At 68.5% G+C, this 18908-nt stretch carries 17 protein-coding genes; 8 read left to right on the top strand and 9 right to left on the bottom strand.

The window, feature by feature from the left end:
- The first annotated feature begins 81 nt into the window (after positions 1 to 81).
- Positions 82 to 1176 carry an NAD(P)H-dependent amine dehydrogenase family protein gene (locus AC5Y5V_RS11975; RefSeq protein WP_499934771.1) on the top strand — a complete coding sequence of 365 codons (1095 nt, stop codon included), beginning with the start codon at positions 82 to 84 and terminating at the stop codon, positions 1174 to 1176.
- Positions 1177 to 1253: 77 nt separating this feature from the next.
- Entirely contained in the window at positions 1254 to 2408 is a 1155-nt protein-coding gene (locus AC5Y5V_RS11970) for a MalY/PatB family protein (protein WP_499934899.1), read from the top strand.
- Between the two features lie 37 nt (positions 2409 to 2445).
- Here the strand turns inward: AC5Y5V_RS11970 and AC5Y5V_RS11965 are convergent, their stop codons facing one another.
- From AC5Y5V_RS11965 to AC5Y5V_RS11945, 5 genes are all read right to left on the bottom strand, one after another.
- Positions 2446 to 3243 carry an SDR family NAD(P)-dependent oxidoreductase gene (locus tag AC5Y5V_RS11965; protein WP_499934768.1) on the bottom strand — a complete coding sequence of 266 codons (798 nt, stop codon included), beginning with the start codon at positions 3241 to 3243 and terminating at the stop codon, positions 2446 to 2448.
- A gap of 49 nt (positions 3244 to 3292) precedes the next feature.
- Positions 3293 to 4156 (bottom strand): hypothetical protein, encoded by an 864-nt coding sequence (locus AC5Y5V_RS11960; protein ID WP_499934765.1) that lies wholly within the window; start codon positions 4154 to 4156, stop codon positions 3293 to 3295.
- A 4-nt stretch (positions 4157 to 4160) separates the two neighbouring features.
- Positions 4161 to 4919 carry an SDR family oxidoreductase gene (locus AC5Y5V_RS11955; protein WP_499934761.1) on the bottom strand — a complete coding sequence of 253 codons (759 nt, stop codon included), beginning with the start codon at positions 4917 to 4919 and terminating at the stop codon, positions 4161 to 4163.
- 32 nt (positions 4920 to 4951) lie between these two features.
- The gene (locus AC5Y5V_RS11950) at positions 4952 to 5854 is read right to left on the bottom strand and encodes an NAD-dependent epimerase/dehydratase family protein (protein ID WP_499934758.1); all 903 of its coding nucleotides are present in this window, start codon (positions 5852 to 5854) and stop codon (positions 4952 to 4954) included.
- A 68-nt stretch (positions 5855 to 5922) separates the two neighbouring features.
- Positions 5923 to 6597: a hypothetical protein gene (locus AC5Y5V_RS11945; protein ID WP_499934754.1), complete on the bottom strand. Its 675-nt coding sequence runs from the start codon at positions 6595 to 6597 to the stop codon at positions 5923 to 5925.
- A 72-nt stretch (positions 6598 to 6669) separates the two neighbouring features.
- On the opposite strand from AC5Y5V_RS11945, the gene AC5Y5V_RS11940 reads away from it, so the two are divergent.
- A complete protein-coding gene (locus AC5Y5V_RS11940; RefSeq protein WP_499934750.1) occupies positions 6670 to 7398 on the top strand; it encodes a DUF2652 domain-containing protein in 729 nt (242 codons plus the stop codon).
- Here AC5Y5V_RS11940 and AC5Y5V_RS11935 read toward each other — a convergent pair.
- The gene (locus AC5Y5V_RS11935) at positions 7395 to 8588 is read right to left on the bottom strand and encodes an acyl-CoA dehydrogenase family protein (RefSeq protein WP_499934746.1); all 1194 of its coding nucleotides are present in this window, start codon (positions 8586 to 8588) and stop codon (positions 7395 to 7397) included. The genes AC5Y5V_RS11940 and AC5Y5V_RS11935 overlap by 4 nt on opposite strands.
- Positions 8589 to 8610: 22 nt before the next feature.
- Positions 8611 to 9399, bottom strand: coding sequence for an SDR family NAD(P)-dependent oxidoreductase (locus AC5Y5V_RS11930; RefSeq protein ID WP_499934742.1), 789 nt, complete (start codon positions 9397 to 9399; stop codon positions 8611 to 8613).
- 102 nt (positions 9400 to 9501) lie between these two features.
- Here AC5Y5V_RS11930 and AC5Y5V_RS11925 point away from each other — a divergent pair, with 102 nt between their 5' ends.
- Positions 9502 to 9969, top strand: coding sequence for an acetyltransferase (locus AC5Y5V_RS11925; RefSeq protein WP_499934738.1), 468 nt, complete (start codon positions 9502 to 9504; stop codon positions 9967 to 9969).
- Here the strand turns inward: AC5Y5V_RS11925 and AC5Y5V_RS11920 are convergent.
- Complete coding sequence (locus AC5Y5V_RS11920) at positions 9941 to 10411, bottom strand: hypothetical protein (protein WP_499934734.1); 471 nt, start codon at positions 10409 to 10411, stop codon at positions 9941 to 9943. The two genes, AC5Y5V_RS11925 and AC5Y5V_RS11920, sit on opposite strands and share 29 nt — an antisense overlap.
- Before the next feature lie 169 nt (positions 10412 to 10580).
- On the opposite strand from AC5Y5V_RS11920, the gene AC5Y5V_RS11915 reads away from it, so the two are divergent.
- The 4 genes from AC5Y5V_RS11915 (at position 10581) to AC5Y5V_RS11900 (ending at position 16262) form a co-directional block, all read left to right on the top strand.
- On the top strand, positions 10581 to 12548 hold the full coding sequence (locus AC5Y5V_RS11915) for a flavin-containing monooxygenase (protein WP_499934731.1): 1968 nt from the start codon (positions 10581 to 10583) through the stop codon (positions 12546 to 12548).
- Between the two features lie 27 nt (positions 12549 to 12575).
- Entirely contained in the window at positions 12576 to 13358 is a 783-nt protein-coding gene (locus AC5Y5V_RS11910) for an SDR family oxidoreductase (protein WP_499934727.1), read from the top strand.
- A gap of 193 nt (positions 13359 to 13551) precedes the next feature.
- On the top strand, positions 13552 to 15486 hold the full coding sequence (locus AC5Y5V_RS11905) for a methyltransferase domain-containing protein (protein WP_499934724.1): 1935 nt from the start codon (positions 13552 to 13554) through the stop codon (positions 15484 to 15486).
- Positions 15483 to 16262, top strand: a complete 780-nt coding sequence (locus AC5Y5V_RS11900) for a glutamate racemase (RefSeq protein WP_499934719.1) — start codon at positions 15483 to 15485, stop codon at positions 16260 to 16262. The genes AC5Y5V_RS11905 and AC5Y5V_RS11900 overlap by 4 nt, the downstream gene beginning before the upstream one ends.
- On the opposite strand, the gene AC5Y5V_RS11895 is transcribed toward AC5Y5V_RS11900, so the two are convergent.
- Positions 16234 to 18876 (bottom strand): helix-turn-helix transcriptional regulator, encoded by a 2643-nt coding sequence (locus AC5Y5V_RS11895; protein WP_499934897.1) that lies wholly within the window; start codon positions 18874 to 18876, stop codon positions 16234 to 16236. The two genes, AC5Y5V_RS11900 and AC5Y5V_RS11895, sit on opposite strands and share 29 nt — an antisense overlap.
- Between the last annotated feature and the right edge of the window lie 32 nt (positions 18877 to 18908).

Below are 18908 nucleotides of genomic sequence, written 5' to 3'. Positions count from 1 at the left end.
CCGTGCTTGACCCGTCGGTGGGCGGCTGTTAGCTTCCGGATCAAACATTCGGTACCAGCCGTCACCCGAGGAGAGCGCAAGATGACCTATCGCGTGGTGGTGTGGGCAACCGGGGGCATCGGGTCGATCGCCATCACCACGATCCGACGCCGTCCCGAACTGGAACTGGTCGGAGTGTGGGTGCACTCCGACGACAAGGCCGGCAGGGACGCCGGGGAACTCGCCAACGGCGAGCCGATGGGCCTGACCGCCACCAACGACGCCGACGCGCTCATCGCGTTGCAACCCGACTGCGTGATCTACGCCGCCAGCGGCCCCGAACGCGACGCGCTGGCCATTCCGGACTACGTCAAGCTACTCGAAGCGGGCATCAACGTGGTCACGACCAGCACCACCCGCCTGGTCAACCCGCATGTCTACCAGCCCGCCGAATGGCGCGACCAGCTGGCCGCCGCGGCCAAGCAGGGCCAGGTGTCGCTGTACGCGTCGGGAATCGAACCGGGCTTTGCCGCCGACTACCTGCCGTTGGTGCTGTCCACGCAGTCGTCGTCCATCGAAAGGATTCACGCCTTCGAGATCGGGTTGTACGACGATTACGGCGTTCCCGACATCATGAGCGACGCGTTGGGCTTCGGCCGGCCGCTCGACTACCAGCCCTGGATCAGCTATCCGGGCGCCATCGCCGGCGAGTGGCAGGGACAGATCCAGTTGGTGGCGGACGCCCTCGGGGTCGAGCTGCAGGAGGTGCGGGAGGAGTTCGACCGCGCCGTCACGAACCGGACGCTTGAGGTCGCGATGGGCACTGTTGAGGCCGGGACGTGCGGCGCGTTGCGGATGCGCGCGATCGGGGTGGTCGACGGGCGGGAAGCCATCGTCATCGAGCACGTCACCAGGCTCGCGCATGACGTCGCACCCGAGTGGCCCACCGGAATCGGGGACCTGTCCTACCGCGTCGTGATCAGCGGCGACCCCGACATCGACTGCACCTTGGCTGCCACGCTGCGCGACCCCGCCCGCGCGGGGATCGGGGGCATGACCTCGGGGGCCGGCGCGATGGTCGCCACCGCGATGCGCGTCGTCAACGCCGTGCCGTACGTCGTCGCCGCCGAACCCGGCCTGCTCAGCTCGGTGGATCTGCCCCTGACGATCCCCAAGGGCGCGTTCGTCGGCGGCTAACCTTGGCGTTCGTGAGTCCCGTGGCGCCCAATCCTCTCGAGGAACTGACGGTCGAGCAACTGCGCGCGCGCAGCAGCATGAAGTGGCGCGCGCGACCCGCGGATGTCCTGCCGCTGTGGGTCGCCGAAATGGACGTCAGGCTCGCGCCGACGGTGGCTGAGGCGATCCATCGGGCCGTCGACCTCGGCGACACCGGCTATCCCTACGGCAAGGCGTACGCGGCGGCCGTGCGTGAATTCGCTTCGCAGCGTTGGCAATGGCACGACGTGGAGATCGGCCGCACGGCGGTCGTGCCCGACGTGATGCTCGGTGCCGTCGAGATGCTGCGACTGGTCACCGACCGCGGTGACACGGTGGTCGTGAATTCGCCCGTGTACCCGCCGTTTTACGCGTTCGTCTCGCATGACGGCCGACGGGTGGTGGAGGCGCCGCTGGGTGACGACGGCCGGATCGACCTGGCGACCCTGGAAGACACGTTCGCGCGCGCCCGACGTGCGGGTGGCCCGAACGCGAAAGTGGCTTACCTGCTGTGCAATCCGCACAATCCGACGGGGGCGGTGCACACCGCCGAGGAATTGCGCGGCGTCGCCGAACGTGCCCGCCGATTCGGTGTCCGCGTGGTGTCCGACGAGATACACGCCCCGCTCGTACTGGCGGGCGCGCGTTTCACGCCCTATCTGAGCGTCCCCGGGGCCGAGAACGGGCTGGCCCTGCTTTCGGCCTCCAAGGCGTGGAACCTGTGCGGGCTGAAGGCGGCGCTGGCCGTCGCGGGCCCGGAGTCGGCCGCGGACCTCGGGCGAATGCCCGAGGAGGTCAGCCACGGTCCGAGCCATCTGGGCGTCATCGCGCACGCCGAAGCGTTCCGCACCGGGGGCGACTGGCTGGATGCACTGCTGCGCGGCCTGGACGCGAACCGGACCTTGTTGGGCGAGTTGGTTGCCGAGCACCTGCCCGGCGTGGGTTATCGCGCCCCGCAAGGCACCTACCTGGCGTGGCTGGATTGCCGGCCGCTGGGCTTCGCCGAGCAGGCCCCCGACGGCCCCGCCGTGGTATCCGACCTGTCCGGCCCGGCCCGCTGGTTCCTCGACAATGCCCGTGTCCTGCTCACCTCCGGCCACGCGTTCGGCACCGGCGGAGCGGGGCATGTGCGCATGAACATCGCTACCTCGCAAGCGATTATCACCGAGGCCGTGACGCGGATGGGTCGCGCGATGCGGCGGCTGGGCCGCTGACCTCGCTCGCCGAGTGTCGGCCCTCCGGTTCAGCGCCTCAGCGCTTGTCGGCCTGGCCTGCGGCGATCTCGTCGGCGGCCTTGGCGGCGATCTCGCCCGCGAGGCGCGAGGACAGCTCCGGAGCATTGGCGGCGAATTTCGCCAGCGCGCGCTGGCGCAGCGGCGCCACGGTCACCTCGCCGCGGTTGCGCTCGATCGCGGCGACGACGCCGGCGCCGACCTGTTCGGGTGTGCCGGTGCCGATCAGCGGCGGTGCACTGGCCCCCGAGTCGGCAAACATCCCGGCGCCGCCGATCGCCCCGGGACTGACCACCGACACGCCCACCCCGGCGGGCCGCAGGTCGTCGCGCAGGCAGAGCGCGAAGCCGCGGATGCCGAATTTCGTTGCCGCATAGAGCGAAGCGCGAGCCGTGGCGGTCTTGCCGGAGATCGACGAGAGGTAGACGAAGTGCCCGGAGCCGCGCTCGGTGAACGCCGGGATCAGCGCACGCGTCATCTGCACCGGCACTTCGAGGTTCACCCGCAGGGCCCGCTCGATCTGTTCGGGGGTGAAGCTGTCCAGCTTGCCGGAGGCCGGCAACGCGGCGTTGGAGACCAGCACGTCGATCTCGCCGGCCTCGGCGAGCAGCGCCGTCGCGGCGCCGGGTTCGGCGAGATCCGAGACGACGGTGCGATGGCCGGAGCCCTGCAGCGCGGACGCCAACTCGTCGAGTTCCTGCGGCTTGCGCGAGCTCAGGATCAGCTGCGCACCGCGCTCGGCCAGCGCGGCGGCGATCGCGCGCCCGAGCCCGCCGGTGGCGCCGGTGAGCAGGATGTTCTTACCCCGCAGCTGCATGTGCCTCTCCTTCGCCCGGATGCCCGGCGAGCGCCCGGCGGCTAAGCGCCTACAGTACGTCGAACACGGCCGAACCGGCGGTGATAGGGCGGTCGGCGTTGCCCTCGTCGTGGATGAGCATGCGCACGCCGATACGCCCGTCGGCGCCGCGGTACGCGTTCCCGTCGACACGGAACGGGCCGACCTTGCCCCGCGACATGAACATCACGTGCCAGCTCTGCACCTGCAGCTTCCTGGTGCCCGCCTGCTCGGCGGCCAGATCCACCGCGGCCGTTTCCATCAGGACGTGCTGCGGACCGATGTGCAGCGCGGCATCAGGTGATGCGACCTCGAGGGTGAGCTCGGGCATGACCCAGTGCCCGTCGTCGCGCCTCGACGCGCCGAACGCCCGCCACAGTGGAGGCAGATCCGGGGAATCCTCGACAACCAGCTCCGTACCGGTGACGTCCATCTTGTCCAGACCCGCCGGTGGTGTTCCGATGACCGCGCCCTGCCCCTGGATGAAGGCGATCACGCGGTCGGGGTCGGCCGCGTCGACGATCAGGCAGCGGCCGTAGCCCATCGTCCTGCCCTGGTGCACGTTGCCCGACCCCACCACGAGGATGGTGTCGACGTCGAAAGCCGGGTCCAGGATCTGCACCGACGAGATCACCGGATTGGGCACCGCGACCATGTCGGTCTGGCACCCCTCCGGCGAGGCAATCGCCAACGGGGCCACCATGATTCCGCCTGCCTCGTTGCGCATGTCGCGGCGGATGCGGACGGTGTCGTCGACCTCGCCGATGTTCATCGACGCGTGGTTTCGGCCGATGTAGCGGTAGCTGAGCAGACCCGTCCAGCGGCGGTGCAGCTCGGCCCGGTATGCGTCGGTGTCCCCTGTGAACTCCCGAATGTCGCGCAGTCGCTCGGACATCTCGCTAGGCGTCCAGCAGTCCGGCCGGGGTCGCGGACGCTCCCCGGGCGACGACAACCGGCATCGAGGTCATCGCATTGGTCCGCAGAATGGTGTGCACCACGTCGATGAGATCCTCCACGGGCATCAGTTGACCCGGCATGCAGCCCCGCGCGGTCCATAGCGGGTAGGTCTTGGCGGCGAGCTCTCGGTCCCAGTCGGAACTCATCCCGGTCATCGAGTCGCCCTCGCCGCCCATGCACTCGCCGACGATGAGGTTGGTGAAACCGATGTTCGGATATTCGGCGCGCCACACCTCGACGAGTCGCTCCAAGGCCGCTTTGCTGACGCCGTACGCGCCGAGGCCGGGCCACGGCGGTCCGTACGTGCCCGAATCGGAGGACAGGTAAACGGCTTTGCCGCCCGATGCCGCCAGGTGCGGTACCGCGGCCGCCGTCACGAGCGACGCGCCGATCACGTTGGTATCCATCACCCGCCGCCACAATTCGGCGTCGGTTTCGGCGATCCGCGCCAGCGGGCAGATCGCCGAGGCGTAGACCAGGCTGTCGATTCCGCCGAGCGCGGCGGCGGCCGCGTCGATCGCCGATCGGCACGAATCCTGGTCGGTCACATCGCATTCGACGGCGACTGCGCCCTCCCCCGCATCCTGTGCCGCCCCTTCGAGGCGCTCGCGCCGGCGAGCCAGCAGCGCGACGTTCGCACCGCGCCGGGCCAGGCCGACACCGATACAGCGCCCGAGCCCGCTCGACGCGCCGATCACCACCGTTCTCGACATATCCATCCTTCCAACGACATTCACGCACCCACCAACTCGGGATGAAACTTGGCGACCATTCGGCGGATCCCGTCGCGCCAATCGACCGAGGTGCCGCCGACGAGCTCGCGCATGCGGGTCAGGTCGATGGGCACTCCGCTCAGCGCCCGCGGATCCTCCTGGAACACCGGTTCCCGGCCGATCAGCGAGCCCAGATATTCGCACCATTCCTGCAGGCTGACGGTCGTGGCGCCGGCCCAGTTGACCGTGACGGCGGGGACCGAGGCGATCTCGAGCAGCTTCGGGATGGTCGCGACGATGTCGTCCTGGTGGATCGGGTTGTAGCGGGCCGGACCGCCGGGCGGCACCGGGATCGGGATTCCGGCCAGCATCATCTCCATGTGGTAGAACGGCCAGCCGCCGTTGTCACCGTACGGGACATTGAGCCGCGCGATCGTGGTGGGCACGCCAAGCACCCGGGAGGTAGAGCGGACCACCGCCTCGCCGGCGATCTTGGAGATGGAGTAGGTGGGGAACACCACCTTGTGGTTGTCGCCCAGCGCGGCGTGTTCGGTGCGGGGCTGGTCGTCGGGTGGGTCGTAGACGGCCGTCGAGGAGCAGTACAGGAATCCCTTCATGCCGCGGCAGTGGGACATCAGCAGGCCCGCCGCGTCGGCGTTGGCGGCCAGGTCTTTGTCCCAGTGGCCGCTCTTGGCGACCGCCAGGTGCAGGACGTAGTCGAAGTCGTCCGGGAGCGCGCTGAAGTCCCCGCCGGTCAGGTTGACGGCCTCGCAGCGGACGCCGGCCTGCTCCAGCGAGGCACGGGCGGCGGCGTCGGTGAACCGGGCAATGCCCCACACCTCGTTGTCGGCGGCGAGTGCCCGCGCGATGGGACCGGCGACCTGGCCGCTGGGGCCGGTGATCAGGATTTTGTAGCCGCGCATCCGCTGATGGTAAGCGGCCCCGGGTTTACAACTTCGGGCTGGTCCGTAATGGCGGCACTGACGATCCGCTACCCGTCGAGTTCACCGGCGATCCCACGCTCGATTCTGGCCTGGGTCGGCGGCGGCAACACGATCAGTCCGTCGAGCTCCTTGCGCGCCAGATCGTAGGCACGCTGCCGCTCCTGCGCCGTCGCGGCGGAGTCCGACACCACGCGCAGCAGGCTCTGGGCACGCGCGATCCGCTGCTGCGCGTCCTGGGAAAAGTCGCTGCGGCGCCGACGGATCGCCTCGTTCTCGGCGACGTTGAACGCGGTGACGTAGTCCTGGACCGCGGCGAGGTACTGCGCGGCGGCTTCGCGGTCGTCGAGCAGGTCCTCGGCCCGAGTGGGGCGCAGCAGGTCCGCCCGCAGCTTGGCCTTGTGGAATGCCATCGTGACCGGATCGCTCATGTCCGTCATCAGCGGGAAGTCCAGCAGCTTGGCGATGTCGAGTTCGTAGTCCAGCCAGCGCGCATCGACCCGGCGGTGCTCGTCGACGACCCGCTTGATCGCCGACCACTGGGCCGCCTGGTTACGGCCGGAGCCATGGGCCGCGGGGTCCACCGCCTCGCCACGCGCACCGGGTTCCGGAGGCTTTGCACTCCGCCGCAGGAAAGCACCGAACGCCTTGTGCGCGGCGACGATCGCCCCGACCAGCGGCAGGATCACGATGAGAAGCTCCACCAAGCGGAACACCAGGCCCACACAGCAAGGATGCCACCGCGCCGGTCGAAGAACGCCTCGCGCGTGACCCCGCCTGGATAAAATCCGGAAATCATGGCTATCCAGCGCGCCGTTCTGCTCATCGCCGATATCGGCGGATACACGAACTACATGCAGTGGAACCGGATGCATCTGGCCCACGCCCACCAGACGGTGGCCGCCCTGCTGGAGGCGGTCATCGACGCCGGCAAAGGGCTGAAGCTGGCCAAGCTGGAGGGCGACGCCGCCTTCTTCTGGGCGCCGGGCGGCGACGCCAGAGTGCTTGTCTGCGAGCGTCTCTCGGACATGCGTCGGTCGTTTATAACGCTGCAGGAACGGATGAAGAAGGATGACCTCTGCGACTGCGCGAGCTGCGCGCAGCTAAGCGAACTGTCGCTGAAGTTCGTCGCCCACGAGGGCGAGGTGGCGCAGCAGAAGGTCAAGCGCCACGTCGAACTCGCAGGCGTCGACGTCATCCTGGTGCACCGCATGCTGAAGAATCAGGTACCGGTGCCGGAATACGTCCTGATGACCGATCCCATCGCCGATTGCCTCGATGAGCACTTCCGCGGGCGCTGCAGGCCGCTGACCCATCACTTCGAGGGCATCGGAGACACCAACACCCACTACATCGACCTCTCCACCTCCGACGTCGCGCCCGCGGTGCCCGAGCGCGCCACGGGCGGCCGGCTGGCGGCGATGCTGAAGTTCGAAGCCGTCACGCTGCCCTATGTGCTGGGCATCAAGAAAGCCTGTGCGGGCTTCCGCCACCTGGGCCGCGCGCAGGAGGCGCGCGCAAACTAGAGCCCGAACTGGTCGTCGACGATGCCCAGCCAGACCTGGGCGACATCCATGGCGACCTTCTCGCTGATGAAGGCGTGCTGGGTTCCGGTGTACATGTCGCGGAACGCCCGCTCGAGGCGGCTGCCCTCGCGGATCGCCGTGGTTCCGGCGACCAGATGAGCCCATTCCGCGCAGCCTCGGGCCGTATCGGTGGCGTGGTTGGCGGCCGCGCGCATGTCCGCGCGCAGCGTGGGGGTCAACGCCTCCCCGGCGGCGACGGCCGCCTCGGCGGTGGTGAAGGCGTCCAGCACCAGCAGCCGGGCGGCGCGCCACGCCGCGACGTGCTGCGTCAGCCCCTTCTGGAAGGTCGGGCGGCTGGCCAACGACGCCATGTCGCTCATCCGGAACTTGGTCGCCGCCAATTCGGCGACGTCGTCGAGCATGCTCTTGGCGACCCCGAGGGCCCACGACGCGTGGCCGGCCGCCGTCACCGGCATCAGCCCCATCCGCGTCGCAGGCGACGCGCCACGATACGGCTCGCGGGTGAACAGCGGGAAGGTTCGGCGCTCCGGTACGAACACGTCGGCGACGCTGTAGTCGTAGGATCCTGTTCCCTTGAGCCCCTGCACATGCCAGCCGTCGTTAAACGAGACCTCGTCGCGCGGCAGCAAAGCCACTCGCATGTCGGGGATGCCTTCGCTGATCCAACGCATCTCTCCGTTGTCCATCGGGAAAAACCCGGCGGCGACGTACTGCGCATGACCGGTGCCCGAACCGAAGCTCCACGCACCGCTCAACCGGTATCCCCCGTCGGCGGCGTGGCCCTGACCGTTGGGGAAGAACTGGCCGCCCATCGTGACGTGGTTGTCGTGGGCGCCGAACACTTCGGCGAAGCCGTCGTCGGGCAGGTAGGCCGCGGCCGCGAACGACGACGGCAGGTTCGCGATCCCGATCCACCCGAACGAGCCGTCCTGCCAAGCCATTTCGATCCACGTGTCGATCATCTCGGCGAAGGACGGCTCGCTGCCGCCGGCGGCGACAGGATTGAACGACGACATCAGCCCGCTGGCCCACATCTCGTCGACGATCGCATCGGTGAGCGTGCGCGCCCGCTCGGATTCGTCCGCTTGGGCGCGCACCAGGTCCCGCATCCCGCGGGCCAGCGCCACGATCTGACCGCCAGTCTGGGCTGTCTCCGATGTCGACGTCATGGGTGCCTTCCTATCACTGGGTTCAGTCGGTCGGGAAGCCGAAGAGCGCCACCACGCCGTGATCGCGTCCGGCGGTGTAGCCGCCGTCGACCGCGATGGCCTGGCCGGTGACGAAGGATGCCTCCGAAGACAGCAGGAAGGCCGCGACGGACGCGATCTCCTCGGGCCGGCCCAGCCGCTGCAGCGCGTGCTCCTTGGTGATCGAGGCGGCCGCCTCTTCCATCCCCGGGATCCCGAAGACGCTCTGCGCCATGGGTGTTTCGATGAAACCCGGGCAGATGGCATTGGCCCGGATGCCACTGGGGCCGTAGTCGAGCGCGATGTTCTTGGTCAGCAACACCACACCGCCCTTGGCGGCGTTGTAGGAGCTGCCGCCCGCCGTGCCCTCCAGTCCCTCGACGCTGGCCAGGGTCACGATCGAGCCGCGCTCCCCGCCGATTCGCGGCTGCTCGATCATCCTGGCCAGGGCGGCCCGCGCCACCAGGAATGTCGCGGTGAGATTGATCCCGATCACCCGGTCCCACTCGGCGCGCGGCAGCAGATGCACCGGGCCGCCGCCGGCGACGCCCGCGGAATGCACCACGCCGTCCAGGCGGTCGGGCACCGCGTCGAACAGCGCCGCCACCGCGGCCTCGTCGGCAACGTCGGCCGTCACAAACCTGAAGTCGGGGCCGAGGTCGGGCGGGGAAGCCAGGTCGGCGCCGACGACGGACGCCCCGTCGGCAAGCAAGCGCTGGGCCGTCGCCAACCCGATGCCGGATGCGGCACCAGTCACGACATACGTGCGGGAACTGGCGCGATCACCGCTCATGATGGATTCCCTTCCGCTCGAGGCCGTCGCAGAGGAGTTTGACACTTGGCGAGATCTGTCTCGACGGCAGGCCCCGCCGGCTCGTTCGGCTAGCCTGTCGACGTGGGGGCGACGAGCGAACTGGCATTGCGGCCGTGTCGGGGCGCGGTTGAATGGCCCGGGCTGGTGGCTATCTGGCGGAATGCGGTGGCCGCCACGCATGATTTCCTGTCCGCCGCCGACCTCGATTACTACGAAAAGCGCTTGGCCGGTGAATATCTGGGGTTGGTGGAGCTAACCGTGGCCACTTTCGACGGTGTACCGGTCGGATTCTCCGGACTGGCTGAGGGCAAGCTGGAGATGCTGTTCATCGACCCGGAGCACCGGGGCCAGGGGGTGGGAACCGCGCTGCTGCACGACGCGACGGCAAGGGTTCCCGATCTGTCACTGGACGTGAACGAGCAGAACCATCAGGCCGTCGGGTTCTACCTGCACCACGGTTTCACCCTGCTGGGACGTTCGGCGACCGATTCCGACGGCCGCCCGTTTCCGCTCCTGCACCTCAGAATGGCGTCACGCTCTGCACGCTGACGGCCATGCCGTGACCGGTGCGGTCATTGGTGAACTTCGTGCCGTCGGGGCCGGCGACGATCGTCCAGCCCTGCGCGGCGTAGGTCTGATAATCGAGAGTCACCTTGCCCTCGAGTAGCCCGAGATCGGCTTTCACCCAATGGAACTCACCGTTGGCGTTGACACTCGCCAGGTGCTCGTGCTGTCCGCTGGAGTCGAGGGGCCAGTTGTTCGCCGCCATCCGACAAGCGACCAGCTCGGTGTTGATGGAGCAACTTACGGCCCCCGACTTCGTCTCCACCCGCACATATTTGCCGTCGACGGGTGTCAGCGGAATCGCCGGTGGTGCCGAGGCCGTCGTCGTCGAAATCAATAGGTAGCCTTCGCGCGCGGTGCCCGGCTCCTGTCCCGTCGAAAGCACCACCGCGGCGGCGACCGCGAAGACCGAGATCCCAATCGGCACCAATGTTCTGGCCGCTCGCGCCGCACCAGCGTCCACCACAACTCACCTCACCCAGGCCTGTCGGCAATGTTTGCCAACTCTACCCCCGCGCACGTCGACGGCGATGGACAATGCGCCGCACCGCAGCGAGTGCTGGCCATACAAATTCAACCCTGTGTATGTTGTCAGCATGCAGGACGGCGCAGTCCAATCTCCACGCATCGGTCCCATCGACATCGCACGGCTGACCGGCCTGCCGTTCGACGACTCCGACGAGGTCATCCGGGCGGCAATCGCCGAGGCGAGCGTGCCCGCGCTGCTGATGTCGATGGTCCACATGACCGGTGACATGAGCCTGCTCGACGAGTTACCGAGGCCGTTCGCGCTGATCGCGCTGGACATACAGGGCGGAATGAGCGAGGCGGACAAGGCGATCGTCCGCGAGCGGGCGTTCGACGTGGTGCGCGCCTACCGCGACCGCGGATGCCCCACGCCCTTCCTGCCGGACGAACGGCAACTGCGGGACATGCTCGACGTGATCACCGCCGGGCAGGTGACCGACGAGTTCGTCGACTACATTGCCGCGGACCTGCGCCTGTCGGACGCCGACCAGAACGGCCCGGCGCTCAGCTCGACGCCCGAGCAGCGCGCGGACTTTCCCGTCGTGGTGATCGGGTGCGGTGAAGCGGGCCTGCTGGCGGGCATCAAGCTCAAGCAGGCCGGGGTGCCGTTCACGATCATCGAGAAGCAGTCGGGGGTGGGCGGCACCTGGCTGGCCAATCGCTATCCGGGCTGCCGCGTCGACATCGCCAACCACTACTACGCTTACTCGTTCGAGCCCACCGACCATTGGTCACACTTCTATTCCGAACAACCGGAGATCCTGCAGTACCTGGACGACGTGATGCGCCGCCACGACGTGGCCCGCCACGTCAGGTTCGACACCGAAGTAGTGGGCGCGACGTGGGACGACGGCACCGCCACCTGGCGAGTCGAGACCCGCGCTTCCGACGGCGGTCGTGACACCCTGACCGCCCGCGCCGTGATCTGCGCAGTCGGCCAGTTCAGCAACGCCGTCATCCCGGAGATCAAGGGCGCCAACACTTTTAGCGGTCCTTCATTTCACACGGCGAACTGGGACGACACCGTCGACCTGACCGGCAAGCGAGTGGCCGTGATCGGGGCCGGCGCCTCCGGATTCCAGCTGGTGCCGGCCATCGCGCCGATCACCGCGCACGTCGACGTGTACCAACGCACCGCGCAGTGGATGGCCCCCAACGTCAACTACCACGCACCGATCGGCGACGGAGCCAGATGGGCGGTGCGGCACCTGCCCTATTACGGGCGCTGGCTGCGGTTCGTGCTGTGGTGGCCGATCGCCGACGGCGCGGCCCACCTGGTGGTGATCGACCCGGAGTGGGACAACGGCGGGCTGTCCGTGAGCGCGGCCAACCACCAGGTTCGGGAGGTGTTCATTGCCTGGATGCGTGCGTTCACCGACGACGAGGACCTGCTGGCGAAGGTCACGCCCGATTACCCGCCGATGGGCAAGCGCACCCTGCAGGACAACGGCACGTGGCTGATGACGCTGCAGCGCGACGACGTCGAGTTGATCCGCGACGGCATCGCCGAGATCACCGCCGACGGCGTTACGACCGTCGACGGTCTGCACCGCTCGGCCGATGTGTTGGTGTGGGCCACGGGATTCGACGTCAACCACCAACTCGGACCCATCAACGTGCGCGGGCTCGACGGGGTGGAACTCAACACGCGGTGGAACGACGCGGCATACGCATACCTCGGCGTCACCGTGCCGGACTTCCCCAACTTCTACTGCATGTACGGGCCGGGCACCAACGCCGTCAACGGCGCGAGCATCATCTACAACTCCGAATGCCAGATGCGCTACATCATGGGCTGCATCGACATGGTGCTGGCGGCGGGCGCCGCTTCGGCCGTGCTGCGAAGGGACGTCTGCGACGACTACAACCGGCGCAGCGCCGAACAGCTCAAGACCATGGTGTATACCCACCCGGCGGTGACCAGCTACTACAAGAACGCCGCGGGTTCGGTGCCGACGCTGTATGCCTGGCGCATCGTCGACTATTGGAAGTGGACGAACCGCCCGAACCCCGACGATTACGAGCTGAGAACATAAGGCAATCCCGACGATCTGGAGGACTACATGGCAGGACGCTTGGCAGGAAAGGTCGCACTCGTCAGCGGCGGCGCGCGCGGGATGGGCGCCTCCCACGTGCGGGCGATGGTGGACGAGGGGGCCAAGGTGGTATTCGGCGACATCCTCGACGATGAGGGCGAGCAGGTGGCCAAGGAAGTCGGCGACTCCTGTCGGTACGTCCCGCTGGACGTGACCAAGCCGGAGCAGTGGGACTCGGCGGTGGCCACCGCCGTCGACACATTCGGCGGCGTCGACGTGCTGGTCAACAACGCCGGGATCATCAACGTCGGCACCATCGAGGACTACGAACTATCCGAATGGCACCGGATCCTCGACATCAACCTGACCGGGGTGTTCCTCGGCATTCGGGCGGTCGTCAAGCCCATGAAGGACGCCGGCCGCGGTTCGATCATCAACATCTCGTCGATCGAGGGGCTGGCCGGCACCATCGCCTGCCACGGTTACACCGCAACCAAATTCGCCGTCCGAGGGCTGACCAAGTCGGCCGCATTGGAGTTGGGGCCCAGCGGGATTCGGGTGAACTCCGTTCACCCCGGCCTCATCAAGACCCCGATGACGGAATGGGTCCCCGAGGACATCTTCCAGACGGCCCTGGGTCGGATTGCCCAGCCCCGAGAGGTGTCCAACCTGGTCATCTACCTTGCCAGCGACGACTCCAGCTACTCGACGGGCTCGGAGTTTGTGGTCGACGGAGGTTGCGTGGCGGGCCTGGGGCACAAGGACTTCTCCGCAGTGGACACCTCCGGCCAGCCGGAGTGGGTCACCTAGACCTGCCGAGCAGACGTAATAGCCCCCAAAACCGGAGCGTTTTGGGGGCTATTACGTCTGCTCGTCCAGCCACTCCAAGAATCCTCCAAGAATCCGTCAAGGCCCCCGCGGCAGCGTTGCATAACGGCCGCCCAGGGACAGCTACGACGCTTGGTCCCCCACCCGGTCATGTTCGCCGCACGAGGAAACCGAGATGACCGAAACTACGCACGTCCTGCCGCCGGCGGCCCGCAATGGGCTCGCGGAGCTGGCCCCCCTCCTCGACGATCTCGCCGCGGTCGCCGCGCGCGGCGAGCTGCCCGGCCCCGCGCTGCTGGCCCGCGTCGCAACCGCCCGGCCCAGGCTGTCCATCCTCGCGCAGCTGCCCGGCGACGGTGAGCCGTACTCACGCACGATCCTGCGAATGGACGACGACGTGGAGGTCATGCTCGCCCGCTGGCGGCCGCGACACAGCTGCGCACCCCACGACCACGGCGGCTCCGGCGGCTTCGTGATCCCTGTCGAGGGCACGTTCACCGAGCGGCGGTTCGGCTGGGAAGGGCCGCGATTGGTGGTGACCGAGACCGCCGTCCGCCCCGAGGGTGCGCCGATTCCGATCACGCCCGACGTCATCCACGACATGACGGCCGGCGAATACGGCCTGACCCTGCACTTCTACAGCCCGCCGGCGCCCGGCATGCGGGTGTTCGACCTAGAGCGCGCCGAGATGCTGGAGTTGGTGGGCAACTACGGCGCATGGCTTCCCGACGGCGATCACGCCCGCCTGCCGTTCTCCGCAGTCGCACCAGAAAGCCAACGGGCACCGGTGGTTTGGGTGGCGTATACCACGCACTACCGTGGCGGCTCGGCCGAGTTCGCGGTCGCGGCGGCGACCATGGCCCGCGAGCTGGCCGCCACGCATCCCGACGCCGAGGTGATCGTCTCCGGCCTGCACCACAAGGCCGACTTCACCGCCGAGCTGGTCGGCTTCGCGGGCTCGGGCCGCGTGGTGCGCGAGTTGCACCTGATCAGTCACGCCGGGATGTACGGGCCGATGTTCGGCTCCACCGACTGGCCCGAGCAGTTCTCGCCGCACGAATGGCGTTACATGGCAATTCCGTTCGCCACCAATGGGAGTGCGTACTTCCACGCCTGCCGCACCGCGCGCTGGTTCGCGCCGTTCTTTGCCGACGTCTTCGGAGTCCCGACGTACGGCAACTACAACTACACCACCGTGTCTGCGCGTAAAGACCGGTTTGCGTGGGCGGGTCGCCATCCGGAGGCCCGCCCGAGTCTTTATTTGATCGCCGCCCCCGGCAAGAAATCGCACGGGTGGAGCGGCTCGGTCCGCAAGTATTCCGGCTGCGCGGCGGAACCGCTGGTGCAAAGCCTGCCCGCCGAGTCGCATCCGGAGCGGTCCTACGACCGCGTGGCCGAGCTCTACGACCGCGCCTACGCCGACATCACCGTCCGTCAGGCGGAGTGGCAGTGGCTGGCACGGAAAACCGCCGAGGCCCGTGCCGAGCTCGGTCGCGGCCTGCGGGTGCTGGAAATCGGTTGCGGCAATGGCGCTTTGCTGCGCGAGCTGGATGACCGCGGTGCCATCGACTTCGGCATCGGGGCCGACGCTTCGGCCGGCATGCTGGCCAAGGCCCGGGAACGCAGCGGCGACTACTCCCGTCTGCGGTTCATCAAGGTCAACGGGCCTGCGCTGGATGTTCCCGACGATCACGTGGACGTGGTGATCTCGTTCCTGTCGTTCCGCTACCTGGATTGGGATCCGGTGATGGCCGAGATCCGCCGGGTGTTGGTTCCGGGTGGCCGGCTGTGGGTGGTCGACATGGTCGACCACCCGATGCGGATGCGCGAGGTGGGCGTGCTGGCGCGTTCGGCGGTCGAACACCTGCGCACGCGCCGGTCCCGGCCGCAGTTCGCAAAGGACCTGGCCGCCTTGACCACCCACCCGGACTGGCTGAACATGCTGCGGCACAACCCTATTCGTGCGGAGCACGAGTACCGATGGTATTTCGGAAGCCGCTTCCCCGGTACCCGGCTGGAAACGCTGACGGCGACCATGTCGGCACGGGTGGTGGCCTTCGATTCCGGACCGCTGGAAAAGGGCCAGACGGCCCCGCTGAGCTACCCATGACTCCGATGGCCTGCCTGGGGATCGTCGACTGGGGCATCGGCGGCATCGGCCTGGTGCGCGCCCTGGACCGGGTGGCGCCGGGGCTCCCGGTGCTGTACTGGTCGGACGCCGGGGAGACGCCCTACGGCCGGATGGGCACCGAGGAGTTGGCCGCCCGCCTGACCACCGTTGTCACCTCCCTGGCCGACCGGGGGGCCACCGAGGTCGTGCTGGCGTGCAACGCGGCCAGCACGGTGACCGGACGGCTTGGCGCGGCACGGATTCCGGTGGAGGGCATCATCGGTCACGGGGTGGCTTCCGTTCCCGACGACGTTGCGTCGGTCGGCGTCGTGGGCGGGCGGCGCACGATCGCCGGCGGCTACTACCGTCGAGGGCTCGCCCGGACCGGCCGGGCGGTCGTGTCCCGCGTGGCGCAGCCGTTGTCCGCGCACATCGAGGCCGGCCGGACGGGCTCGGCGCCATTTCTCGCCGACCTGGCCAGGATCGTCGCGCCGCTGCGAGGGGTCGACGCGTTGGTGCTGGCCTGCACGCACTACCCCGCCGCGAGCCAATGGTTCGCGGCGGCGCTGCCAAACACCCTGCTGATCGACCCCGCCGAACGGATGGCCGCCGCGGTCGCGGCGCGGTACCCGCACGCCCAGCGGGCCGAACGGCACGCCCCGCGCACCTACTTGACCACCGGCGATCCGAGGGCGATGCGGCTGGGCGCGGGCCGCGCCTGGGGTATTGCGTTGACCGCCGACGCCGTCAACCGCGCGGCCCGACCGGCGGCGTGATACGCCCTGCGGGATGCAGCAGGGCCGCGAGCTCCTGACGGCTCGAGACCCCGGTGCGCGTCATTGCCCGGTAGATGTGGGCTTCGACGGTGCGCACCGACAGCGTCAGGCGCTCGGCGACCGCGCGGCTGGAAAGCCCCTCCCCCAGCAACATCACGATTTCGCGCTCCCGTCGGGTCAGCGGCACGTCCACGCTGGCCTGACGAAACGCGGGCGTAGCCGCACCGCCGCACCGCTCGGCCAGGGCGTCGGAGCGCGTCGAGCAGGCCAGCCCGGAGCCCCGCAGGCCCTTCTGGCGATACGCCGTCGCCGCGTAGGCAGCCGCATCCAGCGCCCCGACGAGATCGCCGATCTCTTCGAATGCCTCGGATACCGAGGCCAATTCGGCACCATCACCGGCGGCCATGGCGGAGGCGAACCTGGCGGCCACCGCGACCCGGGGGCCCTGGACGATCGCTTCCAGTTGGCCCAGCCGGGCCGCAGCCGACCCGTCACCGAATTGTGTCGCTGCCTGCAGACACACCACCTCCGCGGCGAATTGCCCGTTGGCACGCGCGGTTTCGGCCGCGGACAGCGCCAACGCAATCGCCTCGCTGACCGCGCCCTGGCACGCGGCTACCCATGCGCGCGCGAGATCGCGTTCATACTCGATGAATTGGTAACTGCGGTGGTACTCCGACTCGACGGCGTCCAGCGCGGCCGCCGCCTCCGTGGTGAGGCCGCACATCGCCAGCGCCGTGGTGAGCGGGATCAGGTATCGGTATCGAAAACCGTTGGAGTCACCCGCAAAGAGCTCGACGACGGTTTCCAGGCAGGCTCGTGCCTCCCCCAGGCGGCCCGATGCGGCGGCGGCCCGTCCGACGATTGCGGTGCTGAGTAGCTGAGCGACGCCGGGAACGTCCGTCATCTGCTGCCGCGCCTGCTCCGCCAGCGAACTCGCCTCGCTGAGCCGTCCGCACTGCACCAGCGCACCGAGGTGCCTGTCGGCGATGAGGAGATCCATGTGCGCGGCGGTCGCCGTGCGCTGCACGCAGGCGTGACCGACTTCGGCCGTCCGGTCTGCTTCCGCGGCGTGTCCCGCATCGCCGTGCGCGACGACCAGTGCCCACGCCGCCGCCGCGCTGGTAATGCCGGGCAGCTGCTCGAGGTCGACGCGGGCGCCGGCGTCAATTGCTCTGTCGGGCTGTGCCATTGACGCCCAGTAGACGGTCAGATAGGCGTCGATCAGGCCACGTGCGGACGGTGTCGCGATGCGTGCGGCTGCGTCGATCAGGGCCTTTGATCCTTCGGGATCCGCGAGTCCCCACAGTTTGTTGAAGGCGCGCTGACCAATTAGGAACACCCGTTCGTCGTCGGTCAGGCCGTCGGTGGGAGTTGCCGCCACCACCGCGTCGGCCTCCGCGCCACGGCCCTGCCACGCGAGCGCGAAGGCGCGGATGTTGTATGCCGGGATGCCCGCGCCCGCGCGGATAGCCGCGGCCGCCAACCGATCGGCCAACGGCGCATCCGCCAGGAACATGGCACCTTCGGCGGCTCTCTGCAGCAGGTCCGGGTCCGGCGTGAGGTCGGACTCGACGGCTAATACCGCACGCCGCACCACCATTCGCACCTCGTCGTGATCTTGCGCGGCGGCGAGCTCCGTCGCGACGCGACCCCGAAGCCTGCGCAGTCTGGTGGACGGCGCCCGCTTTCGGCGGAGTTCTCCATACAGTGGATGAGCCAGCCGAACCTCGATCCGGCTGTCGACCGGGCCGAGCGTGATCAAACCACGCACCTCGGCCTCCTCGATCGCCGCCGAATCCGCGATTCGCGACAACGACGCGAGTTCGATCGGTTCGCCGACGGCAAGTGCGTCCACAACGTCACCGACCGCGCCGGGCAGAGTTCCCATCCGCGACTCGATCAGTTCGGCCAGGCTGGGCGGCACAATCGGATCTCCGGTCCAGCGCCAGTAGGCATGACGCTGCGCGAGACGTCCGTCGGCTACCTCCTGCTCGACGATGTTGCGCAGGTACAGCGCGTTGCCGCGGGTGAGCTTCCAGAGGCGCCGGGCGGCATCCGGGTCCACCGGTGCGCCCAGCGTTGCCGACAACAGCGTCGCGGTCTCATCGGCCGACAGCGGCTGCATGTCCAGGCGCTCAAACCCGTTGCCGTGCCATACGTCTTTAACCGCGGCGGGAACGGGCTCGCCGCTGCGAATCGTCAGCACCACCTTCGCGGTACGCCGCAGGACGATCTGATGAAGGACAAAGGCGGACAAGTCGTCGAGCAGATGCGCATCATCGACGGCGATAACCACCGAAGAGTTCGGTGGTGAAGCGGTCAGCGACTCGATCGCGTCGCGGACGACGTGAATCAATTGATTGTTGTGCGGTGCGCGCCGGTTCACCCAGGCGGCGAACGATCCCAGCGGAAGCGACCGCGCCGACGCGGTGCCGACCGCCCAACGAGTTTCGCAACCGCGCGAGGCCGCCGCGACGATCGCCTCACGCACGATCCGGCTCTTTCCGACACCGGCCGCACCGCCGACGACGATCCCGGGCGTGGCCGCCCCGAAGATGGCGTCCTCGATGACCGCCATTTCCTGTGACCGGCCGACCAGCGGCCACGTCATCCGCACCCGAATAGCGTAGGCCAGGTGCGGTC

It is taken from the genome of Mycobacterium sp. NGS68 (genome assembly GCF_059812195.1).
This window is presented reverse-complemented; position numbering and strand designations above follow the sequence as displayed.

Excerpts from the sequence above, each read along its gene's own strand:
- AC5Y5V_RS11935 (WP_499934746.1), bottom strand. The coding sequence starts at position 8,588 with ATGACGTCGACATCGGAGACAGCCCAGACTGGCGGTCAGATCGTGGCG.
- AC5Y5V_RS11900 (WP_499934719.1), top strand. The coding sequence starts at position 15,483 with ATGACTCCGATGGCCTGCCTGGGGATCGTCGACTGGGGCATCGGCGGC.
- AC5Y5V_RS11960 (WP_499934765.1), bottom strand. The coding sequence starts at position 4,156 with ATGTCCGAGCGACTGCGCGACATTCGGGAGTTCACAGGGGACACCGAC.
- AC5Y5V_RS11905 (WP_499934724.1), top strand. The coding sequence starts at position 13,552 with ATGACCGAAACTACGCACGTCCTGCCGCCGGCGGCCCGCAATGGGCTC.
- AC5Y5V_RS11975 (WP_499934771.1), top strand. The coding sequence starts at position 82 with ATGACCTATCGCGTGGTGGTGTGGGCAACCGGGGGCATCGGGTCGATC.
- AC5Y5V_RS11895 (WP_499934897.1), bottom strand. The coding sequence starts at position 18,876 with ATGACGTGGCCGCTGGTCGGCCGGTCACAGGAAATGGCGGTCATCGAG.
- AC5Y5V_RS11940 (WP_499934750.1), top strand. The coding sequence starts at position 6,670 with ATGGCTATCCAGCGCGCCGTTCTGCTCATCGCCGATATCGGCGGATAC.
- AC5Y5V_RS11910 (WP_499934727.1), top strand. The coding sequence starts at position 12,576 with ATGGCAGGACGCTTGGCAGGAAAGGTCGCACTCGTCAGCGGCGGCGCG.
- AC5Y5V_RS11970 (WP_499934899.1), top strand. The coding sequence starts at position 1,254 with ATGAAGTGGCGCGCGCGACCCGCGGATGTCCTGCCGCTGTGGGTCGCC.
- AC5Y5V_RS11930 (WP_499934742.1), bottom strand. The coding sequence starts at position 9,399 with ATGAGCGGTGATCGCGCCAGTTCCCGCACGTATGTCGTGACTGGTGCC.
- AC5Y5V_RS11965 (WP_499934768.1), bottom strand. The coding sequence starts at position 3,243 with ATGCAGCTGCGGGGTAAGAACATCCTGCTCACCGGCGCCACCGGCGGG.
- AC5Y5V_RS11915 (WP_499934731.1), top strand. The coding sequence starts at position 10,581 with ATGCAGGACGGCGCAGTCCAATCTCCACGCATCGGTCCCATCGACATC.
- AC5Y5V_RS11950 (WP_499934758.1), bottom strand. The coding sequence starts at position 5,854 with ATGCGCGGCTACAAAATCCTGATCACCGGCCCCAGCGGCCAGGTCGCC.